Here is a 14,937-nt window from a genome sequence, read left to right as displayed (position 1 = left end):
GGATGTGAGCATGCGTAATCGGACCTTGTACCTGTTCAGCTCCGCCGCCCCGCCCGTCTTCGACATCGCCCATGCCATCGAGGACGCGCAGGCCGACGGTTGGGACGTCTGCCTCGGTCTCACCCCCACCGCCGCCCGCTGGCTCGGCGCCTCCCTCGACGGCCTCGCCGTCCTGACCGGCCATCCCGTCCGCTGGGACTACGAGTTGCCCGGACGGCCCGACGTATGGCCCCAGGCGGACGCCGTCCTCCTCGCGCCGGCCACCTTCAACACGCTCAACCAGTGGGCGCTGGGCCTCACCGAGAAGTTCGTCGTCGGCGTCCTGTCCGAGAGCCTGGGGCGGCGGATCCCCCTCGTGACCATGCCGTGCGCGAACTCCGACTACGTACAGCATCCCGCCTTCGAGCGATCGGTGGAGACCCTCCGCGAGGCCGGAGTGACCGTCCTCTACGGCGAGGGCGGGTTCCTGCCGAACCAGCCGGGTACCCCCGTGGTCTTCCCCTGGGAGACGGCGCTCCGCGTCGTCACGGCAGAGGCGTACGACCCGGACCGCGGCGACCGGGCCAGGTGACGGCCGACCCGACAGGAGCCGTCGGCGCTAGCGTGTACGACCATGGCTGACATCTTCGAACTCATGATCACGCTGGATCTGCGCGACGAGTTGTCCGAGGACGAGCTCGCCGAGCTTCGATGGCACCTCGGGCTCGGCCCCCGGCCGGAGACCCTCGGCATCGTGACCGCGTTCCCGAACGTCCACGTCGGCGACGACGGCGTACCTGTCGTCGAGGACGATCCCCAGCCCCTGCTCGGTCGTCACGGCGCGGGGTACAAGGTGCGGGGCCCTCTCGTCTCCGGTCTCCTCCGCCGGGAACGGACGGGAGCGGGGACGTGGGCTCTGACGAGCCGGCAGGAGATCCACCCGGACGAGTTCGACCTCACCGGTGAGCTGCTCGGCTGGCTCGCGGACAGGGCCGCCGACGGCCACCGGGGCCCCGACGGCGGTGTCGAGCTGGGTTGGATCCGGTTCCACGAGTCGAGCCGGGCGGAACCGCTGGTCGCGCGCGACGGGGCTGTCGCGTGGCCTTCGTGACCCGGCTCCCAGTGCCCCGGCCGCCAGTGCCCCGGCCTCCCGGTGACCGGCCCGCCGCCTCGCGACGGGCTGCCCGGACGGGTGCTGGGACCGCGGCCCGGCGGCGCCCCCGCGCGGAGCGAAGACGCGCGCCGGGCGTCGCGGGCAGCTCCGGCGTTCACGGCCGAGGAGACGCCCCGAGCCCGAGGCGGTGAGAGCGCCCCCTCGCTCTCACTCTCCGTGCGGACGCTGCGGGGCCTCCGGTTCCGGCTCCGCGGGGGCCGGGCCGCGGAGGCGGGAGAGCGACTTGGTGAGGGCCTTCCACGGCGACGGGTCGTCCTTGGACGTCGTCGGCGACGCGGGCCGGGGGGCGCCGCCACCGCGGGACGCGTCGGCGAGGGCCTCCAGCGCCGACTCGGCGGCTTCGCGGTACAGGTCGCAGGAGGCCGTCATGGCTTCGAGGGCCTTGGCGTACCGGGTGACCATGGCCCGGGCGTGGGCGAGCTCCTCGTCGGGCGTGAGGAGGTGCCATCCCTGGCGCAACCGCGTCAGAGCCTGCTCGGCCTCGGGGGGCAGAGGCCGGGGGAGTGCCGCCAACTCCTGGATCCTGGCCAGGAGCACGGTGGGTTCCGTGCCGTCCAGGAAGACGTTGGGGACCGTGAAGTGCTCCCCGTCGTAGTCGAACAGCCGCGGTGTCGGCGGCAGGACGACGGCGCCGCCGCGCGGGATGCCCACACCCAGTTCACGCTTCATCACGAAGTCGGCGATGAGCGCCTGGTCCGGCGTGGCCCGGTGCTCGACCACCCGGTGCCGCAGGCTGGGCGGCAGGAACGCCGTGATCGGCCGGCGCCCCAGGGCGTCCGGCGTCATCGCCTCGTGGATCACCACGTGGACGGCCCAGCTCTGCCGGGTGCAGGCCCGCAGCAGACGACGCAGGTCGTCGTCGTCCTTCGGCAGGTGGTTCGCCGTCCGCAGGCGCACGTCCGGCAGCGTCTCGTGGTCCCAGGGGACCTGGTCGCTGTCGGGCCAGAAGACGGTGGCCGGCGAGGGCCAGCCCGGCTCCCACGCCCGCTCGGCCTCGGCGGCGAGAACCCAGCCGACGCCCTCGCCCTTCGCGCGGCGCGACTCGGGATCGAACGTGGTCAGCTGTGCGCGCACGGTGACCTCGTCGGCGACACGCCAGCGGGCCTCGAAGACCCGACGGGCCGACGGGCCGGGATCGGCGGTCTCGTCCCGGGGGTACAGGTCGGTGGACCGTGCCGCCTCGACGGGATCGAGGTCCAGGAAGTCGTCGATCACCCGGGCCGCCTTGAGGGCGAGCAGGTTGCGCCGGACGTCCCGCTCGGGCTCCGGCCCGAGGTGACGCCCACGCCCGAGCCAGGCGGTGTCGGGGACGGTGGTCGATGAAGTGCTGTTCTTGTCCATGGAACCGTTCGGTGGGCGATCAGGGCCCGACCAGTATGGTCCGTGACCCGAGCGAGGGTAGGGGTACCCCGTCGATCCGACGCCGATCACCCACGAGACCGACGGCGCCCGTGCCACGGCCCGCCGCCGAAGGCCGGTCGGCGTGGGGCTACGCCCCCGTCGTCGCGGCGCGCGCCAGCGCGTGCGCCGTTTCGAGGGCGTCGGTGGCGGCGCACGGGACGTCCGGCTGTACGCCGGTGCCCTCCCAGTTCGCCCGCGAGACGGGGTTGACGGCGCGACCGACGGGGATGGTGGCCTCCAGGTGCGGGTGCACCGTCCAGCCCTTGCACGGGTGTGCACCGCCGAGGGTGGGTTCGCCGACGATCGTGGCCCGGCCGAGCTGCTGGAGGTCGTACGCGAGTTCCTCGGCTGCGGAGAAGGTGCTGCCGCTCGTCAGTACGTACAGCGGCTTGCTTCCGCCGAAGCGGGCGCCGGGGACGTGCGGCAGGCTCCAGGACTGCTCACCGTCCTCCCTGTGCCGCCAGTGCATGGTGTTGAGGTGGGTGCGCCGGTCCAGGAGGTAGCTGCAGACGAAGGCGACCGAGTCGGGGTCCCCGCCGCGGTTGCCGCGGAGGTCGATGACCAGCGACGGGGCGCGGGACACCAGGGTGAGCGCCGCGGCCAGCGGCTCGGCCGCCCAGTCCAGGGGGAACAGCATCGGCCCCAGTTCCAGTACGGCCACTCCTCCGTCGAGCAGCTGCACCCGGGGCGCACCGCCCAGCGACGCGTCGAAGTCCCGGCGCATGGCGGCCAGGGTCGCCGCCCCCTGCTCCGGCGACACCGGCTCCGCGTGGTGCTTGAGCCGCAGGTGCCGGTCGGCGTTCACGGACTGCAGGTCCGCGGTCACCAGACGGGCGAGTTCCTCCGCGCCCCCGGCGTCGTAGGCGCCTTCCGCAAGGCGCCGCCGCAGCAGGTCGGCGACCTGGTCGGCTGTCTCGGGGAAGACGTAGTGCTCGGCCACCAGCCTGGCCGTCTCGTCGATGACCGGCGCCGGTGAGAGGGTTGTCGAGGTAGTCACGGGAAGGGAGTAGAGCACCGCTCTCTCGGGCTGGTCAATGACTTTCGAGGCGCCCGGTGCTCATGATCGTCCGCCGTCTCCCGTGACCGGCCGTCGTGCCTCAGTGGAACTCATGGGTCACCTGGATCTCGCCGACGATGTGGGCGTTGAAGTCGTCCAGCTCCACGGCCGGAACCCACAGCTCCAGGATCGTCCGCCCGCCGGCCTGCTGGACGGGATACCTGCTCAGGAAGTGCGACTCGACCTCGAAACGTGTGACGAAGCCGGCGCCGCTGTGCTTCACGTTCCAGTCCCGCGCGATCCTGATCGCGTAGTCCTCGTTCAGGACGGGGTAGAAGATCGGCTGCTCGGGCAGACGGGGCGGCCAGGCACGCCGGTTGAGCCCGCGAACCAGCTCCAGCTCCTCGGGCCCGGTAGGGCGCCACAGGGTCGTCGTCGCATTCCGGCTGGTCATCTTCCGCATCGCTTTCGGGACGTGGACCGCGGGGTCGGCGGTCCGCTGGGAGAGACCGGACGATACCGGCAGGGCGAGCGGGGCGGCCACGGGATTTCGACGTCTTCCGAGGTGAACGTGTCCTCGGGTCGGTCGAGGTTCGGCGAGTGGGCCCGTTCCGGCCGCGCCCGGCCGAGACGGGCGGGACGCTCACCGACTGCCGCCGCGCCCCCTCTTGCGGAGGGATTCCGGCTTGTGGACCGCGGTCTTGCCGGTCTTGTCGCTCTCCACCTCGTACTGCGGACCCTCGGCGGAGGCGTCCACCGTGCGGCCGGCGGCCTTCGTGCGTTCGTCGATCTTCTTCTTCACCGTGCCTTCGACCCTCTGGCCATGGCTCGACCAGGTGACATCGTCTCCGGGGGACAGCTTCTTCTTCGTCATCACCGCTGCTTCCGTCGCGTCGGCTCCGGCTTTCGGCGCCTGCCTCGCCACTGTCCCTGCCCCGGACCGAGCCCGCACGTCGGCCGCGCGGGAGCGATGCGCCCGGGGCGAGGGCGTTCCGTGCTCATTCCTCGCTCGTGTCGTCCGGGTCCGATGCCCCGTCGAGGGTCTCCAGGCCGCGGGTCCAGCGGGTGCGGCGGGCCCGGGTCGACTCGTCCCACCAGGGCGTGCCGCGTTCGCCGAGGGCGACCTTCGCCGTGTGCACCCGGTCCCGGGCGGCGCGTTCGGCCTCGGAGTCCTGGGCGCGCAGGGCAGCGGCCACGCCGCGACGCGCGGTCATGAGGTGGGAGCGGAGCCGGGCGGCGACGTCCTCGGGGATGGCGGGGTCCGTGGCCCGCCAGCGTCTGCCCTTGATGACGACATACCGTCCGTCGGGGGTCAGGGCGGGGGGTGGTTCGTCGGCGGTCACCGTTCCAGCCTGGCAGACGGACGCCGCCGCGCGAGGCGGCGCCGCGGCGGGGGAGTGGCGCGCCCGTCCTCGTGCAGCGGCGACGGCGCCCGTACCCCTGGTGGTGACCGGGGTCCGGGCGCCGTCGCGCTGGACGTGCCGATGCCTGCGGGAGGCCGGGACTACAGGCCGCCGGTGTAGAGGAGCTTGTTGGGCGTGTTGGTGCTGAGCTTGTTCAGAAGGCCCTTGGTGGAGTTGCCGTCGAGCCACTGCGCGACCTCGGCGGGGTCGGCCGTCGGGTGCTCCGCCTTGTAGAGGGCGACGACACCGGCGACGTGCGGGGCCGCCATGGAGGTGCCGTTCAGTGCGACGGACCCGCCGCCCAGCTTCGCCGACACGATGTCCTGGCCGGGCGCGAAGATCTCGACGCACCGGCCGTGGTTGGAGAAGGACGTCTCCTCGTCCCACCGGTTGGAGGCCGCGACGGTGACCACGCCCGTCGCCGAGGCGGGCGAGACGTTGCAGGCGTCCTGGGCGTCGTTGCCCGCGGCGATGACGGGCAGGACCCCGGCGGACGCCAGGGCGGTGGCGGCGTTGTTGAGGGCCGTGGACCTGGCCCCGCCCAACGAGCCGTTCAGCACGGCCGGGTGGCGGGCGTTCTTGGCGACCCAGTCGAGTCCGGCGATCATGCCCGAGTACGCGCCGCGGCCGTCGCAGCCGAGCACGCGGACGCTGACCAGACCGGCCTTGCGGGCGACTCCGTAGGTGTTTCCGGCGACGGTGCCCGCGACATGGGTGCCATGGCCGTTGCAGTCCTGGCCGGCGCGCCCGTCACCCATCGCGTCGAAGCCGGCGACGGCCCGGCCGCCGAACTCGGCGTGGGCGAAGTCGATGCCGGTGTCGAGGATGTAGGCGGTCACGCCGGAACCGTTGCCCCGCGTGGTGAAGTCGTTGTCGAGCGGCAGCTTCCACTGGTCGATGCGGTCCAGGCCCCAGCTGGCGGCCGGGCTGCGGGGGGCGGTCGACGCGGTCGGACGGGGCGGCGTGAGGACGACGGCGTCCTCTTCGACCGACGCCACACCCGGCGTCTTCCTGACCGTGTCGAGCTGCACCGCGGTGAGCGGCGCCGCGAACCCGTTGATGGCCTTGTCGTAGACGAACGTGGGCGCCAGGCCCAGCTTCTTCGCGGCGTCCGCCGCGTCCACGGTCGTGTCGAGCGTCACGATGTACTGGCCGGGCACCGCGTTCGCGGCGGTGGTCAGCGGCGCGGGGGTCGGGTCGGGGGCCGCGGGGGACGGGGCCGCCGTCGCCGTCGGGGCGGCGAGGGCCAGGGCGGTCACGAAGGCGCTCGCGAGAGCGAGTCTGGTACGTGTGTTCACGTCGTCGAGCGCATCACGCGCGAACGATCAGTGGCTAGGACTTTCGTCGCGATTCAGGCGGATGCCGGAAGAGTCACCGCAATGCCGTCCGCCGAAGCGGTGGCGGCGGACCCGAACGGGCCGGGGGGCGGGATCCGACCGTCCGGCCTGACGGGCAGTCGGATCGCGGCGCAGGCGCGTCACCTGCTCGGATCTCGCCGCGGCCACCTGCTCGACCCCTCGAATCGACCGCCCGAATCCTCGGCGGGAGGGGTCGGTTCCGACCCCTTGTGAGCCAGTCAGGTGGTTCCCCCGCGATTCGCGCGGCGGCCTCCCGTGAAATCGCCGTTCGGTGCCATCTGATGAGCGGCGTCTCACCAGTATGACAATCATCTCGCCTAGAAGGAGTTCCTCGTGACTCTGTCCAGCACCCTCCGTCAGACCGGCATCCGCGCCGGCGCCACCGCGGCCGCGGCGACCGCCATCGCCGGCGTCGCCCTCGTCGGCGCCCCGGCCGCCTACGCCGCCCCCGGCGACAGCGGCGACCTCAACGTCCGTTCCGCGGGCTGGCATTCGCGCGGCCAGGACGGTGTCGAGGTCTGCGCCTTCACCCTCGTCGCGAGCAACTTCGAGTCCTTCCCGGCGGTGCCCTGGACGATCACCGAGCAGCCCCCGACCGTGCCGCCCGGCGACACGCTCGTCAGCACGCTGCCCCTCGTCAACGGCGCCGCCCGCAGCGAGCGTTACCTCCTCCCGGAGGGCACGTACCAGCTCGTGTGGACGGTACCGTCCGGCCCCAAGAACAGGACCTTCAAGATCGACTGTGACGGCCGCGCCGCGGGTCAGGGCGGTCCCAACCGCCCGGCCCGCCCGAGCGGCAGCCCCGCCGCGGAGATCAACGGCGGATCCGGCAGCGACAACGGATCCGGCAGCAACTCCGGTTCCGGCTACCAGCAGCCGTCGGGCGCCGTCCCGGCCGGCGGCGGCGGTGTCCCGGACCTGGAGACGCTCAGCGCCGAGGAGGACTCGTCCTTCGGCACGGCCGCCGCGCTGACCGCCGGTGCGGTGGGTGTCGCGGCGCTGGTCGTGGCCCGCCGGTCCGCGGTCCGCCGTGCCCGCGACAAGGCCTAGTCAGTACCGCCGACGCACACGGCGGCGGGGGCCGAGTCGAGCGTGCCGGCTCACGATGACCCTCTCGGTGACGTTCGCGTCGCTGGCGGGCCTCGTGTCGGCCTGCTCGGACTCGACCGAGGAACTCGGCCCCCCGGCCGTCGCCGTCCGCGCGGACGATGCCGCGGGCGGCGGCACACCGCCGGCCCGACCGGCCGTGCACGAGCCGCTGCCGCGCTCGAAGCCGGTCAAGGTCGCCGTTCCCGCCCTGTTCATCGAGGCACCCGTCACGGGCCTTCGCCTCGACGGGCAGGGCCGGCTGGGCGCACCACCGCTGAGCAAGCCGATGACGGCGGGCTGGCACCAGACGGGCCCGTCTCCCGGCGAAGCCGGAACGGCCGTCCTCGTCGGGCATCGTGACACCCTCACCGGGCCCGCCCTCTTCCTCAACCTCAAGGCGCTGCGTCGAGGCGACACCGTGACGATCACCCGCGCCAACCACCGGGCCGCCGTGTTCACCGTGGACGAGGTGAACACGTATGCCAAGGAGGCCTTCCCCGACCGCAAGGTGTACGGGTCCACCGGCCGTCCGGAACTCCGGCTCATCACGTGCGGCGGCCGCTTCGACAAGCGCCACGGCTACGCGGCCAACGTCATCGTCTTCGCCCACCTGACCGCGGTGCAGAAGCAGGCCACCTGAGCAAGGTGTGTCCCGCGCTCCGGCCGGAGCGCGGAGCAGCCCCTCCCGGATTCCGTCCCCGACGTGTGTCGGTGGGGACACCCCCGGGTGGGGCTGGGCCGCGTTCGGGCGGCGGGCGGGTGCGTACCACCGCCGGGCCCGTACCACCCGATCACCTGCCCTTCCGACCCCGCGCCGCCCGGCTCCCGCCGCGGCGTGTCAGAGGCGCAGGATGACCAGCGCGGTGTCGTCGGTGGCGCCGCCCGCCGGGAGCAGTTCCAGCAGGAGGGCGTCGGCGAGACGTTCGGGATCCGCCGCCCGGTGCCGGGTGAGGGCGTCGGCCAGACGGCCGAGACCGACGTCGATGTCCTCGCGGCGGCGCTCGATCAGACCGTCGGTGTAGAGGACGAGCGTGTCGCCCTCGGCGAACGCGGCGGAGGACTGGGGCCGGGGGACGTGTTCGGGGCGGGCGCCGAGCGGCGGGTCGGTGGCCCGGTCGAGGAACTCGACGGTGCCGTCCACGCGGAGCAGGGCCGGCGGCAGGTGCCCCGCGCTGCTGTACGTCAGGGTGTGGGTGTCCCAGTCGACGCAGGTCTCCACGGCGGTGGTGTTCTCGGCGCCCTCGATGGAGCGCGCGTACAGGCCGAGGACCTCCAGGGCCTGGGCGGGGCCGTCGGCCACGCGGGACGCGGCGGACAGCGCGCTGCGGAGCAGCCCCATCACGCAGGCGGCGCGCAGACCGTGCCCGACGACGTCGCCCACGGCGACGCCGATCCGGTCGCCGGGCAGGTCGACGAGGTCGTACCAGTCCCCGCAGACGTTGAGGGCGCCGACCGCCGGCCGGTACCGCACCGCCGCACGGTGGTGGCCCACCGGATCCGGCGCGGGGAGCATCGCCTCCTGCAGCGCGAGGGCCACCTCGCGCTCGCGGGCATGGGCCTCGCGCAGTCGGTCGTTGACCTCCTGAAGCTCCCTGGCCCGGGTGTACAGCTCCGCTTCCAGGACGCGGGCCCGGCTACCCTCCGGCCCGCCGCGGGCCCTCATCAGCTCGGTCACCTCCTCCACCCGGTGGACCAGCAGCTCCACCCGGCCGTCCGACCCGACGACCGGAGCGTTCACCGGGCTCCAGTACCGCTCCTCCCACTCCCCGGGCCGGTCGACGGACTCCACGTCGTAGCGTTGCAGCGCCATCGTGTCGCGCTCGCCGGTGGCGAGCACCCGCCGGAGCGACGCCTCCAGGTTCCGCGCGCCGGTGGCGGTCGGATCGTCGGGGTTGTCGGGGAAGACGTCGAACAGGTACCGGCCGACCAGCTGCTCCCGGGTGCGGCCGGACAGGCGTACGTACTCCTCGTTCACGTCCGCGTACGCCAGGTCCGGCGTCAGCAGGGCCACCATGCCGGGCAGCGCCTGGAACACCGCCGCGTAATCGATCTGCGCCACCGTCGCCACGACTGCCTGCCCAGTGCTCGACAAAGCCTCTTGGTCCCACGATAAGAGCCGGACGGATCCGGCGCGGTTCGTGGCCGCGCCACGAGGGCCACGCGACCGCCCGGCAGGGGGCCGCGGGTGCGGGCGGGCCCGGGTCCGCCGGCCGGTGCCGGTGCCGGTGCGCGCGTGCTCACGCGGGGTGACGCGCGCGGAGGAGCCGTCCAGGCCCCCGCCGCCGTCCGTGTCCCCGCTCAGCCGCGGTCGCCCGGGTCGTGGCCGGTGACGGCGCGCGCGTACGCGTGCAGAGCCGTGATCACCTCGGCGCGGGTCCGTCGCCCTGCGAGGATCTCCATCTGGTAGCCGTCCTCCATGGCGACGAAGCTCGCGGCGAGCAGCCGCGGCGGGTCCTGTAGCGCGAAGTGCCCCTGGGCCCGGCCGAGGACCAGGACCCCCGAGTACACGGCGATCTGGCGTTCCGTGAGGGCGCTGTCGAGGGCGGCGGCCCGGGCGTCGCGGAGGCAGCGCGGCCAGTACTCGAAGAGGAGTCGGGTCAGCGCGTCGTCGGGGCCGCCGGCGACGCCGCCCGCGATGCAGGCCCGCAGCTGGTCGCGGGCGTCGGAGAAGCGCGTCGCGGCCTGCTCCCGCTCGTGGCTGTAGCGCTCGATGGCCTGCTGGTACGTCTCGTGGACCAGGGCGTCGAGATCCCCGTAGTAGAGCACCGCGGCGGGGGTGACCCCGGCCTCCTCGGCGACGTCGCGCAGCCGTAGGCCCTCCAGACCGCGGGCGAGCAGGGCGCGCTGCACCGCCTTGCCCAGCTCGGCCCGACGGGCCTCCTTGCCGCTGCCCTTCCTCGCCGCCATCCCGGCCCCCTTCCCGATGTGTTGCAGCCGAATTTAACAGATGTGCTCCGGGTCTTGACGGCCGGGACTCCCACTTCTTAAATCTGCGTTTAACAAAACTGCGCCCCTCAGGAGCCACCATGACGAACCCGATCGACACCGAGGCCAGAGCCGGCGCCCCGCCCGCCACCGTCGGCAAGGGCCTGCGGCAGGGCACCGTGGGCCTGGCGGCCGCCGTCACGCTCGGCCTCGCCTCGGTCGCCCCGGCCTACAGCATCGCCGTCACCCTCGGCTTCGTGACCCTGATCGTCGGCGACCTCGCCCCGGCCGCGCTGCTGACGGGCTTCGTCCCGATCCTGCTCACCGCCTTCGCCTTCCGTGAGCTGAACCGCGAGATGCCCGACTGCGGTACCACCTTCGTGTGGACCACCCGCGCCTTCGGGCCCGTGGCCGGCTGGCTCACCGGCGGCTGGGTGGTCCAGGTCGCGACCCTCATCTCCATGACGGCCCTCTCCCAGGTCGGCGCCACCTACCTGCTCCACCTGATCGGACTGCCCGCGACGGCCGCCGGCGGAACCGCCGTGACGATCACCGCCGTGGCCCTGCTGGCCGTCGTCACCGCGATCGCCCACCGGGGACTCCACCTCGCGGCCTCCGTCCAGTACGTGCTGCTCGGTCTGCAACTGACCGCCCTGCTCGGGTTCGGCACCGCCGCCTTCCTCCGCGAAGGCGCCGCGACCCCGTCCCTGGCCTGGCTCGACCCCCTGGCGTTCCCCGATCCCGGGTCCTTCGCCGAGGCCGTCCTGCTGTGCCTGTTCATCTACTGGGGCTGGGACGCGCTGATCACCGCGAACGAGGAGACCCGCGACGGCGACCGCGTCGCGGGCCAGGCCGCCGTCATCTCCACCCTGGTGCTCCTGGGCACCTACCTCTTCACCGCCTTCGCGGCGATCAGCTTCGCCGGAACGGCGGCCACGGGCACCGGACTGGGCAACCCGGACAACGCCGCCGACATCCTGTCCACCCTCGCCCCGTCCGTGCTCGGCACCGCGCCGGCCAAGGCCATGGAACTGGCCGTGTGCGTGTCGGCCACCGCGGCCCTGCTCACCTGCCTCGTCGGCTCCTCGCGCAGCACCCTGTCCATGGCCGCGCACGGCGCCCTGCCCCGCTCCTTCGCCCGCATCCACCCCCGCCACCGCACCCCCTCCTTCGGCACGCTCTTCTTCGGAGGGGCGACGGCCTGCCTGCTCGTGCTGCTCACGCTCCTGTCCCGCGACTTCCTCGGCGACGCCATCCTCTGCGTCGGTCTGCTCATCGCCTGCTACTACGGCACCACGGCGCTGGCCTGCGCCTGGTACTTCCGCAGGCGGCTGCTCGACTCCCCGCGCGACCTGCTGCTGCGCGGCGTCCTGCCCGTGCTCGGCGGGCTGGCGATGCTGGCCGCCTTCGCCCGCAGCGTCCACGACATGTACGACCCGGCCTACGGCAGCACGTCCTTCCACGGCATCGGCGGCGTGTTCCTCCTCGGCGCCGGCTCCCTGGCCACCGGCGTCCTGGCCCTGCTGATCGCCCGGACCCGCTTCCACCGCTTCTTCCGCGACGGCCGCACCACGGTCGCCGAACCCGCCACCACCGAGGACTGACACCCCATGCGCACGCTCGTCATCGCCGCCCTCCAGACCACTCCCGTACCCCACGACCCCGAGGCCACCTGGCGACGCTTCGCCGAGCAGGTCCGCGCCACCCGCGCCACCTTCCCGCACGTCCAGCTCGTCGTCGTCCCCGAGCTGCTGCTCGCCGCCGAGGGTCCGCTGCTGGGCCCGGCGCCCGAGGGCTGGATGGAGCACGCCGCCGTCACGATCCCGGGCCCGCTCACCGACCGGATCCGCGCCCTGGCCGAGGAGACCGGCCTCTGGCTGGTCCCGGGCAGCCTGTACGAGCGCGCCGAGGACGGCCGCGTCCACAACACCGCCCTCGCCGTGTCTCCCGAGGGGGAGATCGTCGCCCGCTACCGCAAGGTCTTCCCCTGGCAGCCCTACGAGAAGGCCGCCCCCGGCGACTGCTTCACCGTCTTCGACATCCCCGGCGCCGGCCGGGTGGGCCTCGCGATCTGCTACGACGGCTCCTTCCCGGAAACCGTCCGCCAGCTCGCCTGGCTCGGGGCCGAAGTCGTCGTCCAGCCCACGCTGACCCCCACCCGCGACCGCGAGATGGAGCTCGTCTGCGCCCGGGCCAACGCCTGGACCAACCAGGTGTACGTCGTCAACGTCAACGCCGCCGACCCGGCGGGGGTCGGCGGCAGCACCGTCGTCGACCCGGAGGGCATCGTCCGTCAGCAGGCCGGCCCCGGCGAGGAGGTCCTCGTCGACGTGCTCGACCTCGACACCGTCACCCGGGTGCGCCGCTACGGATCCGCCGGAATCAACCGGCCCTGGAGCCAGCTCGCCCGCTACGGGGAGTCGATCAGGCTCCCCATGTACGAGGGCGGGACGCTCCGGACCCCCGACTGGCTGAAGGACGAGGCCGTCTAGTCGACGGGAGCGGGACGTCCGGCCCCACAGACGACGGCCCCGGCGGGAGGGGACACCCGCGACGTGCGGGTACCCGCGCCCGTCCCGGCGGCATGGAACGACCTCCGGCGGTAAGTCGCAGTCCATGAAGGCAACGACGAAGCCCGAGCCGGGGCACCCGCGGCCCGCCACCGGAGACTGCGCCACCGCGGGGCCGTCCGACCAGGTCGCGGAGCGGGCGCCCGACAGGCCCTCCCAGCTGGCGGGGGACTCCTGGAAGGCCGTACTGCGGGGCGTCGTCAGGGAGTTCGGGAAGGACGAGCTGACCGACCGCGCGGCGGCGCTCACCTACTACGGCATCCTGGCGATCTTCCCCGCCCTCCTCGCCCTCGTGAGCCTCCTGGGCATCGCGGGGGAGTCGGCCACCCAGGAGGTGCTCGACAACCTCCGGAGGCTCGCACCCGGCCCCGCGCGCGATGTGATCACGGACGCGGTGGAGCAGCTCCAGGGGAACAGCGGCCTGGGGTCGGTCACGGCGCTCGTCGGACTGGTCCTCGCCGTCTGGTCCGCCTCGGGGTACATCGGCGCGTTCATCCGGGCGTCGAACGCCGTCTACGACATGCCGGAGGGCCGACCCGTGTGGAAGGTCCTCCCGCTGCGCTTCGGCCTGACGGTGGCGCTCATGCTCCTGCTCGTCGCCAGCGCGCTCATCGTCGTCCTCACCGGCGGTCTGGCGCAGCAGGCGGGCGACTCCCTCGGGATCGGCGCCACCACGATGACGGTGTGGTCGATCGCGAAGTGGCCGGTCCTGGTGCTCCTCGTCACCGCGATGATCGCCCTGTTGTACTGGGCCGCGCCGAACACGAAGGGCCGCGGCTTCCAGTGGATCAGCCCCGGCAGCCTCCTCGCGCTCGTCCTCTGGATGATCGCCTCCGCCGGCTTCGCCTTCTACGTCGCGAACTTCGGCTCGTACAACAAGACGTACGGCACCGTGGCCGGCGTGATCGTCTTCCTCGTCTGGCTGTGGATCACCAACCTGGCCGTTCTCCTGGGCCTGGAGTTCGACGCCGAGATGAGCCGCCAGCGCGCCATCGCGGGCGGCCACCCCCGGGACGAGGAGCCCTACGTCGCCCCCAGGGACACCCGGGCGTGGACGGACGAGGACTGTCCGGATCCGCAGCAGGGGGACGAGGACTGCCCGGACCCGCAGCGGACGGCGGGGGACGGGACGGGTCAGCCGGGGCGGAGCGACGTGACCTCGTAGGAGACCGCCGAGCCGGGGGAGACGCCGCGGCAGGTCAGCCGGTGCGGCGGTGCGCGATGCGCCCGGATCTCGACCTCGAAGGCGGACAGTCCGGCGAGCCGCCCGGCGACGTGGATGCGCCAGCGGTTCTCGTCGCGGACCGTCTCCTCGATCACGTAGTCGTGCCGTCCCGACGGACCCGTGTGGTGGAGCACCGCGGACAGGGCGGCCTGCTGGGGCGGGACCAGGTCGGTGTACCCGCGCAGGTGGTCGGGGCGGATGCGGTCGGCCAGGTGCTCCTCGACCACCGCGACCGCCGAACGGGCGTCGAGACCGCCGTAGTAGACGCCGTCGGGCGCGACGAGGACGTTCGCGGCGAACCGGTCGCCCCCCACGTGCGTGCACTCCCACACCATCTCCGGCCAGACCTCGCTCAACGCGCCCGCCACCGGACGGCCCCGGACGGCGCAGCAGGGATCGTGGGGGCCGTGGGTGCAGACGAGGACGACGGGAGGGCGGCCCGGCTCGCCCGGCCCTCCCAGCGCGGTGACGACGTCCCCCAGGTCCCTGTCGTGGTGCCAGGTGCCCCACGCCTGCCGGTGCGCGCCCGCACCGTCGTACCGGAGGACCGCCCACCGCGGGGGCACGTCCGGCCGGCTGCGCCCGTGACGCCTGATCAGCAGTACACGGGCGCGCTCCGCCCGCGCCGCCGCGAACACCCGCGCCTTCACCTCGGGCTCGATGCCGAGGCCGTCGAAACCGTTCGACGGCCAGCCCGCGCGGTACTCGATGAGGACCCAGGCCGAACCGTACGGCGCCGTGCCCGCCATCGGGTCGCCCCGCAGGCGGGCGGCGTCGGCGCAGAAGAACCGGGCGGGCGTCGTCATCGGGCCCGTC

At 73.4% G+C, this 14,937-nt stretch carries 16 protein-coding genes; 7 read left to right on the top strand and 9 right to left on the bottom strand.

Going from position 1 to position 14,937, the window contains the following annotated elements; all coding sequences use genetic code 11:
* Positions 1–10 precede the first annotated feature (10 nt).
* Positions 11–571 (top strand): flavoprotein, encoded by a 561-nt coding sequence (locus tag ACY0MR_RS01100; RefSeq protein WP_388800516.1) that lies wholly within the window; start codon positions 11–13, stop codon positions 569–571.
* 42 nt (positions 572–613) lie between these two features.
* Positions 614–1,090 carry a hypothetical protein gene (locus ACY0MR_RS01095; RefSeq protein ID WP_473558365.1) on the top strand — a complete coding sequence of 159 codons (477 nt, stop codon included), beginning with the start codon at positions 614–616 and terminating at the stop codon, positions 1,088–1,090.
* A gap of 210 nt (positions 1,091–1,300) precedes the next feature.
* Here the strand turns inward: ACY0MR_RS01095 and ACY0MR_RS01090 are convergent, their stop codons facing one another.
* The 6 genes from ACY0MR_RS01090 to ACY0MR_RS01065 all read right to left on the bottom strand — a co-directional run bounded on the left by ACY0MR_RS01090 (position 1,301) and on the right by ACY0MR_RS01065 (position 6,252).
* A complete protein-coding gene (locus ACY0MR_RS01090; RefSeq protein ID WP_473558362.1) occupies positions 1,301–2,494 on the bottom strand; it encodes a hypothetical protein in 1,194 nt (397 codons plus the stop codon).
* A 148-nt stretch (positions 2,495–2,642) separates the two neighbouring features.
* A complete protein-coding gene (locus ACY0MR_RS01085) occupies positions 2,643–3,551 on the bottom strand; it encodes a S41 family peptidase (RefSeq protein WP_473558359.1) in 909 nt (302 codons plus the stop codon).
* Between the two features lie 100 nt (positions 3,552–3,651).
* Complete coding sequence (locus ACY0MR_RS01080) at positions 3,652–4,005, bottom strand: hypothetical protein (protein ID WP_473558357.1); 354 nt, start codon at positions 4,003–4,005, stop codon at positions 3,652–3,654.
* Between the two features lie 189 nt (positions 4,006–4,194).
* Positions 4,195–4,425: a hypervirulence associated TUDOR domain-containing protein gene (locus ACY0MR_RS01075; protein ID WP_473558355.1), complete on the bottom strand. Its 231-nt coding sequence runs from the start codon at positions 4,423–4,425 to the stop codon at positions 4,195–4,197.
* 124 nt (positions 4,426–4,549) lie between these two features.
* Positions 4,550–4,894, bottom strand: a complete 345-nt coding sequence (locus tag ACY0MR_RS01070) for a hypothetical protein (protein ID WP_473558352.1) — start codon at positions 4,892–4,894, stop codon at positions 4,550–4,552.
* A gap of 161 nt (positions 4,895–5,055) precedes the next feature.
* A complete protein-coding gene (locus tag ACY0MR_RS01065) occupies positions 5,056–6,252 on the bottom strand; it encodes a S8 family peptidase (RefSeq protein WP_473558350.1) in 1,197 nt (398 codons plus the stop codon).
* A 393-nt stretch (positions 6,253–6,645) separates the two neighbouring features.
* On the opposite strand from ACY0MR_RS01065, the gene ACY0MR_RS01060 reads away from it, so the two are divergent.
* Positions 6,646–7,362 carry a hypothetical protein gene (locus ACY0MR_RS01060; protein WP_388800540.1) on the top strand — a complete coding sequence of 239 codons (717 nt, stop codon included), beginning with the start codon at positions 6,646–6,648 and terminating at the stop codon, positions 7,360–7,362.
* A 55-nt stretch (positions 7,363–7,417) separates the two neighbouring features.
* A complete protein-coding gene (locus tag ACY0MR_RS01055) occupies positions 7,418–8,041 on the top strand; it encodes a class F sortase (protein ID WP_473558347.1) in 624 nt (207 codons plus the stop codon).
* Positions 8,042–8,239: 198 nt separating this feature from the next.
* Here ACY0MR_RS01055 and ACY0MR_RS01050 read toward each other — a convergent pair whose 3' ends face one another.
* Both ACY0MR_RS01050 and ACY0MR_RS01045 read right to left on the bottom strand, forming a co-directional pair.
* On the bottom strand, positions 8,240–9,415 hold the full coding sequence (locus tag ACY0MR_RS01050) for a PP2C family protein-serine/threonine phosphatase (RefSeq protein WP_473561642.1): 1,176 nt from the start codon (positions 9,413–9,415) through the stop codon (positions 8,240–8,242).
* Between the two features lie 284 nt (positions 9,416–9,699).
* Positions 9,700–10,308 carry a TetR/AcrR family transcriptional regulator gene (locus ACY0MR_RS01045; RefSeq protein ID WP_473558345.1) on the bottom strand — a complete coding sequence of 203 codons (609 nt, stop codon included), beginning with the start codon at positions 10,306–10,308 and terminating at the stop codon, positions 9,700–9,702.
* Positions 10,309–10,427: 119 nt separating this feature from the next.
* Here ACY0MR_RS01045 and ACY0MR_RS01040 point away from each other — a divergent pair, with 119 nt between their 5' ends.
* The 3 genes from ACY0MR_RS01040 (at position 10,428) to ACY0MR_RS01030 (ending at position 14,061) form a co-directional block, all read left to right on the top strand.
* On the top strand, positions 10,428–11,930 hold the full coding sequence (locus tag ACY0MR_RS01040) for an APC family permease (protein ID WP_473558342.1): 1,503 nt from the start codon (positions 10,428–10,430) through the stop codon (positions 11,928–11,930).
* Positions 11,931–11,936: 6 nt separating this feature from the next.
* On the top strand, positions 11,937–12,818 hold the full coding sequence (locus ACY0MR_RS01035; protein ID WP_473558340.1) for a carbon-nitrogen hydrolase family protein: 882 nt from the start codon (positions 11,937–11,939) through the stop codon (positions 12,816–12,818).
* A 124-nt stretch (positions 12,819–12,942) separates the two neighbouring features.
* The gene (locus tag ACY0MR_RS01030; RefSeq protein ID WP_473558338.1) at positions 12,943–14,061 is read left to right on the top strand and encodes a YihY/virulence factor BrkB family protein; all 1,119 of its coding nucleotides are present in this window, start codon (positions 12,943–12,945) and stop codon (positions 14,059–14,061) included.
* On the opposite strand, the gene ACY0MR_RS01025 is transcribed toward ACY0MR_RS01030, so the two are convergent.
* Positions 14,031–14,927, bottom strand: coding sequence for a sucrase ferredoxin (locus tag ACY0MR_RS01025; protein WP_388800558.1), 897 nt, complete (start codon positions 14,925–14,927; stop codon positions 14,031–14,033). The genes ACY0MR_RS01030 and ACY0MR_RS01025 overlap by 31 nt on opposite strands.
* Positions 14,928–14,937: the final 10 nt, after the last annotated feature.

It is taken from the genome of Streptomyces sp. JN8 (assembly GCF_055808075.1).
The sequence above is the reverse complement of the archived record's forward strand: the minus strand, read 5'-3'. Positions and strand labels throughout refer to the sequence as shown.

Coding starts and splice junctions, on each gene's coding strand:
- ACY0MR_RS01090 (WP_473558362.1), bottom strand. CDS start 2,494: ATGGACAAGAACAGCACTTCATCGACCACCGTCCCCGACACCGCCTGG.
- ACY0MR_RS01095 (WP_473558365.1), top strand. CDS start 614: ATGGCTGACATCTTCGAACTCATGATCACGCTGGATCTGCGCGACGAG.
- ACY0MR_RS01075 (WP_473558355.1), bottom strand. CDS start 4,425: ATGACGAAGAAGAAGCTGTCCCCCGGAGACGATGTCACCTGGTCGAGC.
- ACY0MR_RS01100 (WP_388800516.1), top strand. CDS start 11: ATGCGTAATCGGACCTTGTACCTGTTCAGCTCCGCCGCCCCGCCCGTC.
- ACY0MR_RS01035 (WP_473558340.1), top strand. CDS start 11,937: ATGCGCACGCTCGTCATCGCCGCCCTCCAGACCACTCCCGTACCCCAC.
- ACY0MR_RS01050 (WP_473561642.1), bottom strand. CDS start 9,415: ATGGTGGCCCTGCTGACGCCGGACCTGGCGTACGCGGACGTGAACGAG.
- ACY0MR_RS01030 (WP_473558338.1), top strand. CDS start 12,943: ATGAAGGCAACGACGAAGCCCGAGCCGGGGCACCCGCGGCCCGCCACC.
- ACY0MR_RS01080 (WP_473558357.1), bottom strand. CDS start 4,005: ATGACCAGCCGGAATGCGACGACGACCCTGTGGCGCCCTACCGGGCCC.
- ACY0MR_RS01045 (WP_473558345.1), bottom strand. CDS start 10,308: ATGGCGGCGAGGAAGGGCAGCGGCAAGGAGGCCCGTCGGGCCGAGCTG.
- ACY0MR_RS01040 (WP_473558342.1), top strand. CDS start 10,428: ATGACGAACCCGATCGACACCGAGGCCAGAGCCGGCGCCCCGCCCGCC.
- ACY0MR_RS01055 (WP_473558347.1), top strand. CDS start 7,418: ATGACCCTCTCGGTGACGTTCGCGTCGCTGGCGGGCCTCGTGTCGGCC.
- ACY0MR_RS01025 (WP_388800558.1), bottom strand. CDS start 14,927: ATGACGACGCCCGCCCGGTTCTTCTGCGCCGACGCCGCCCGCCTGCGG.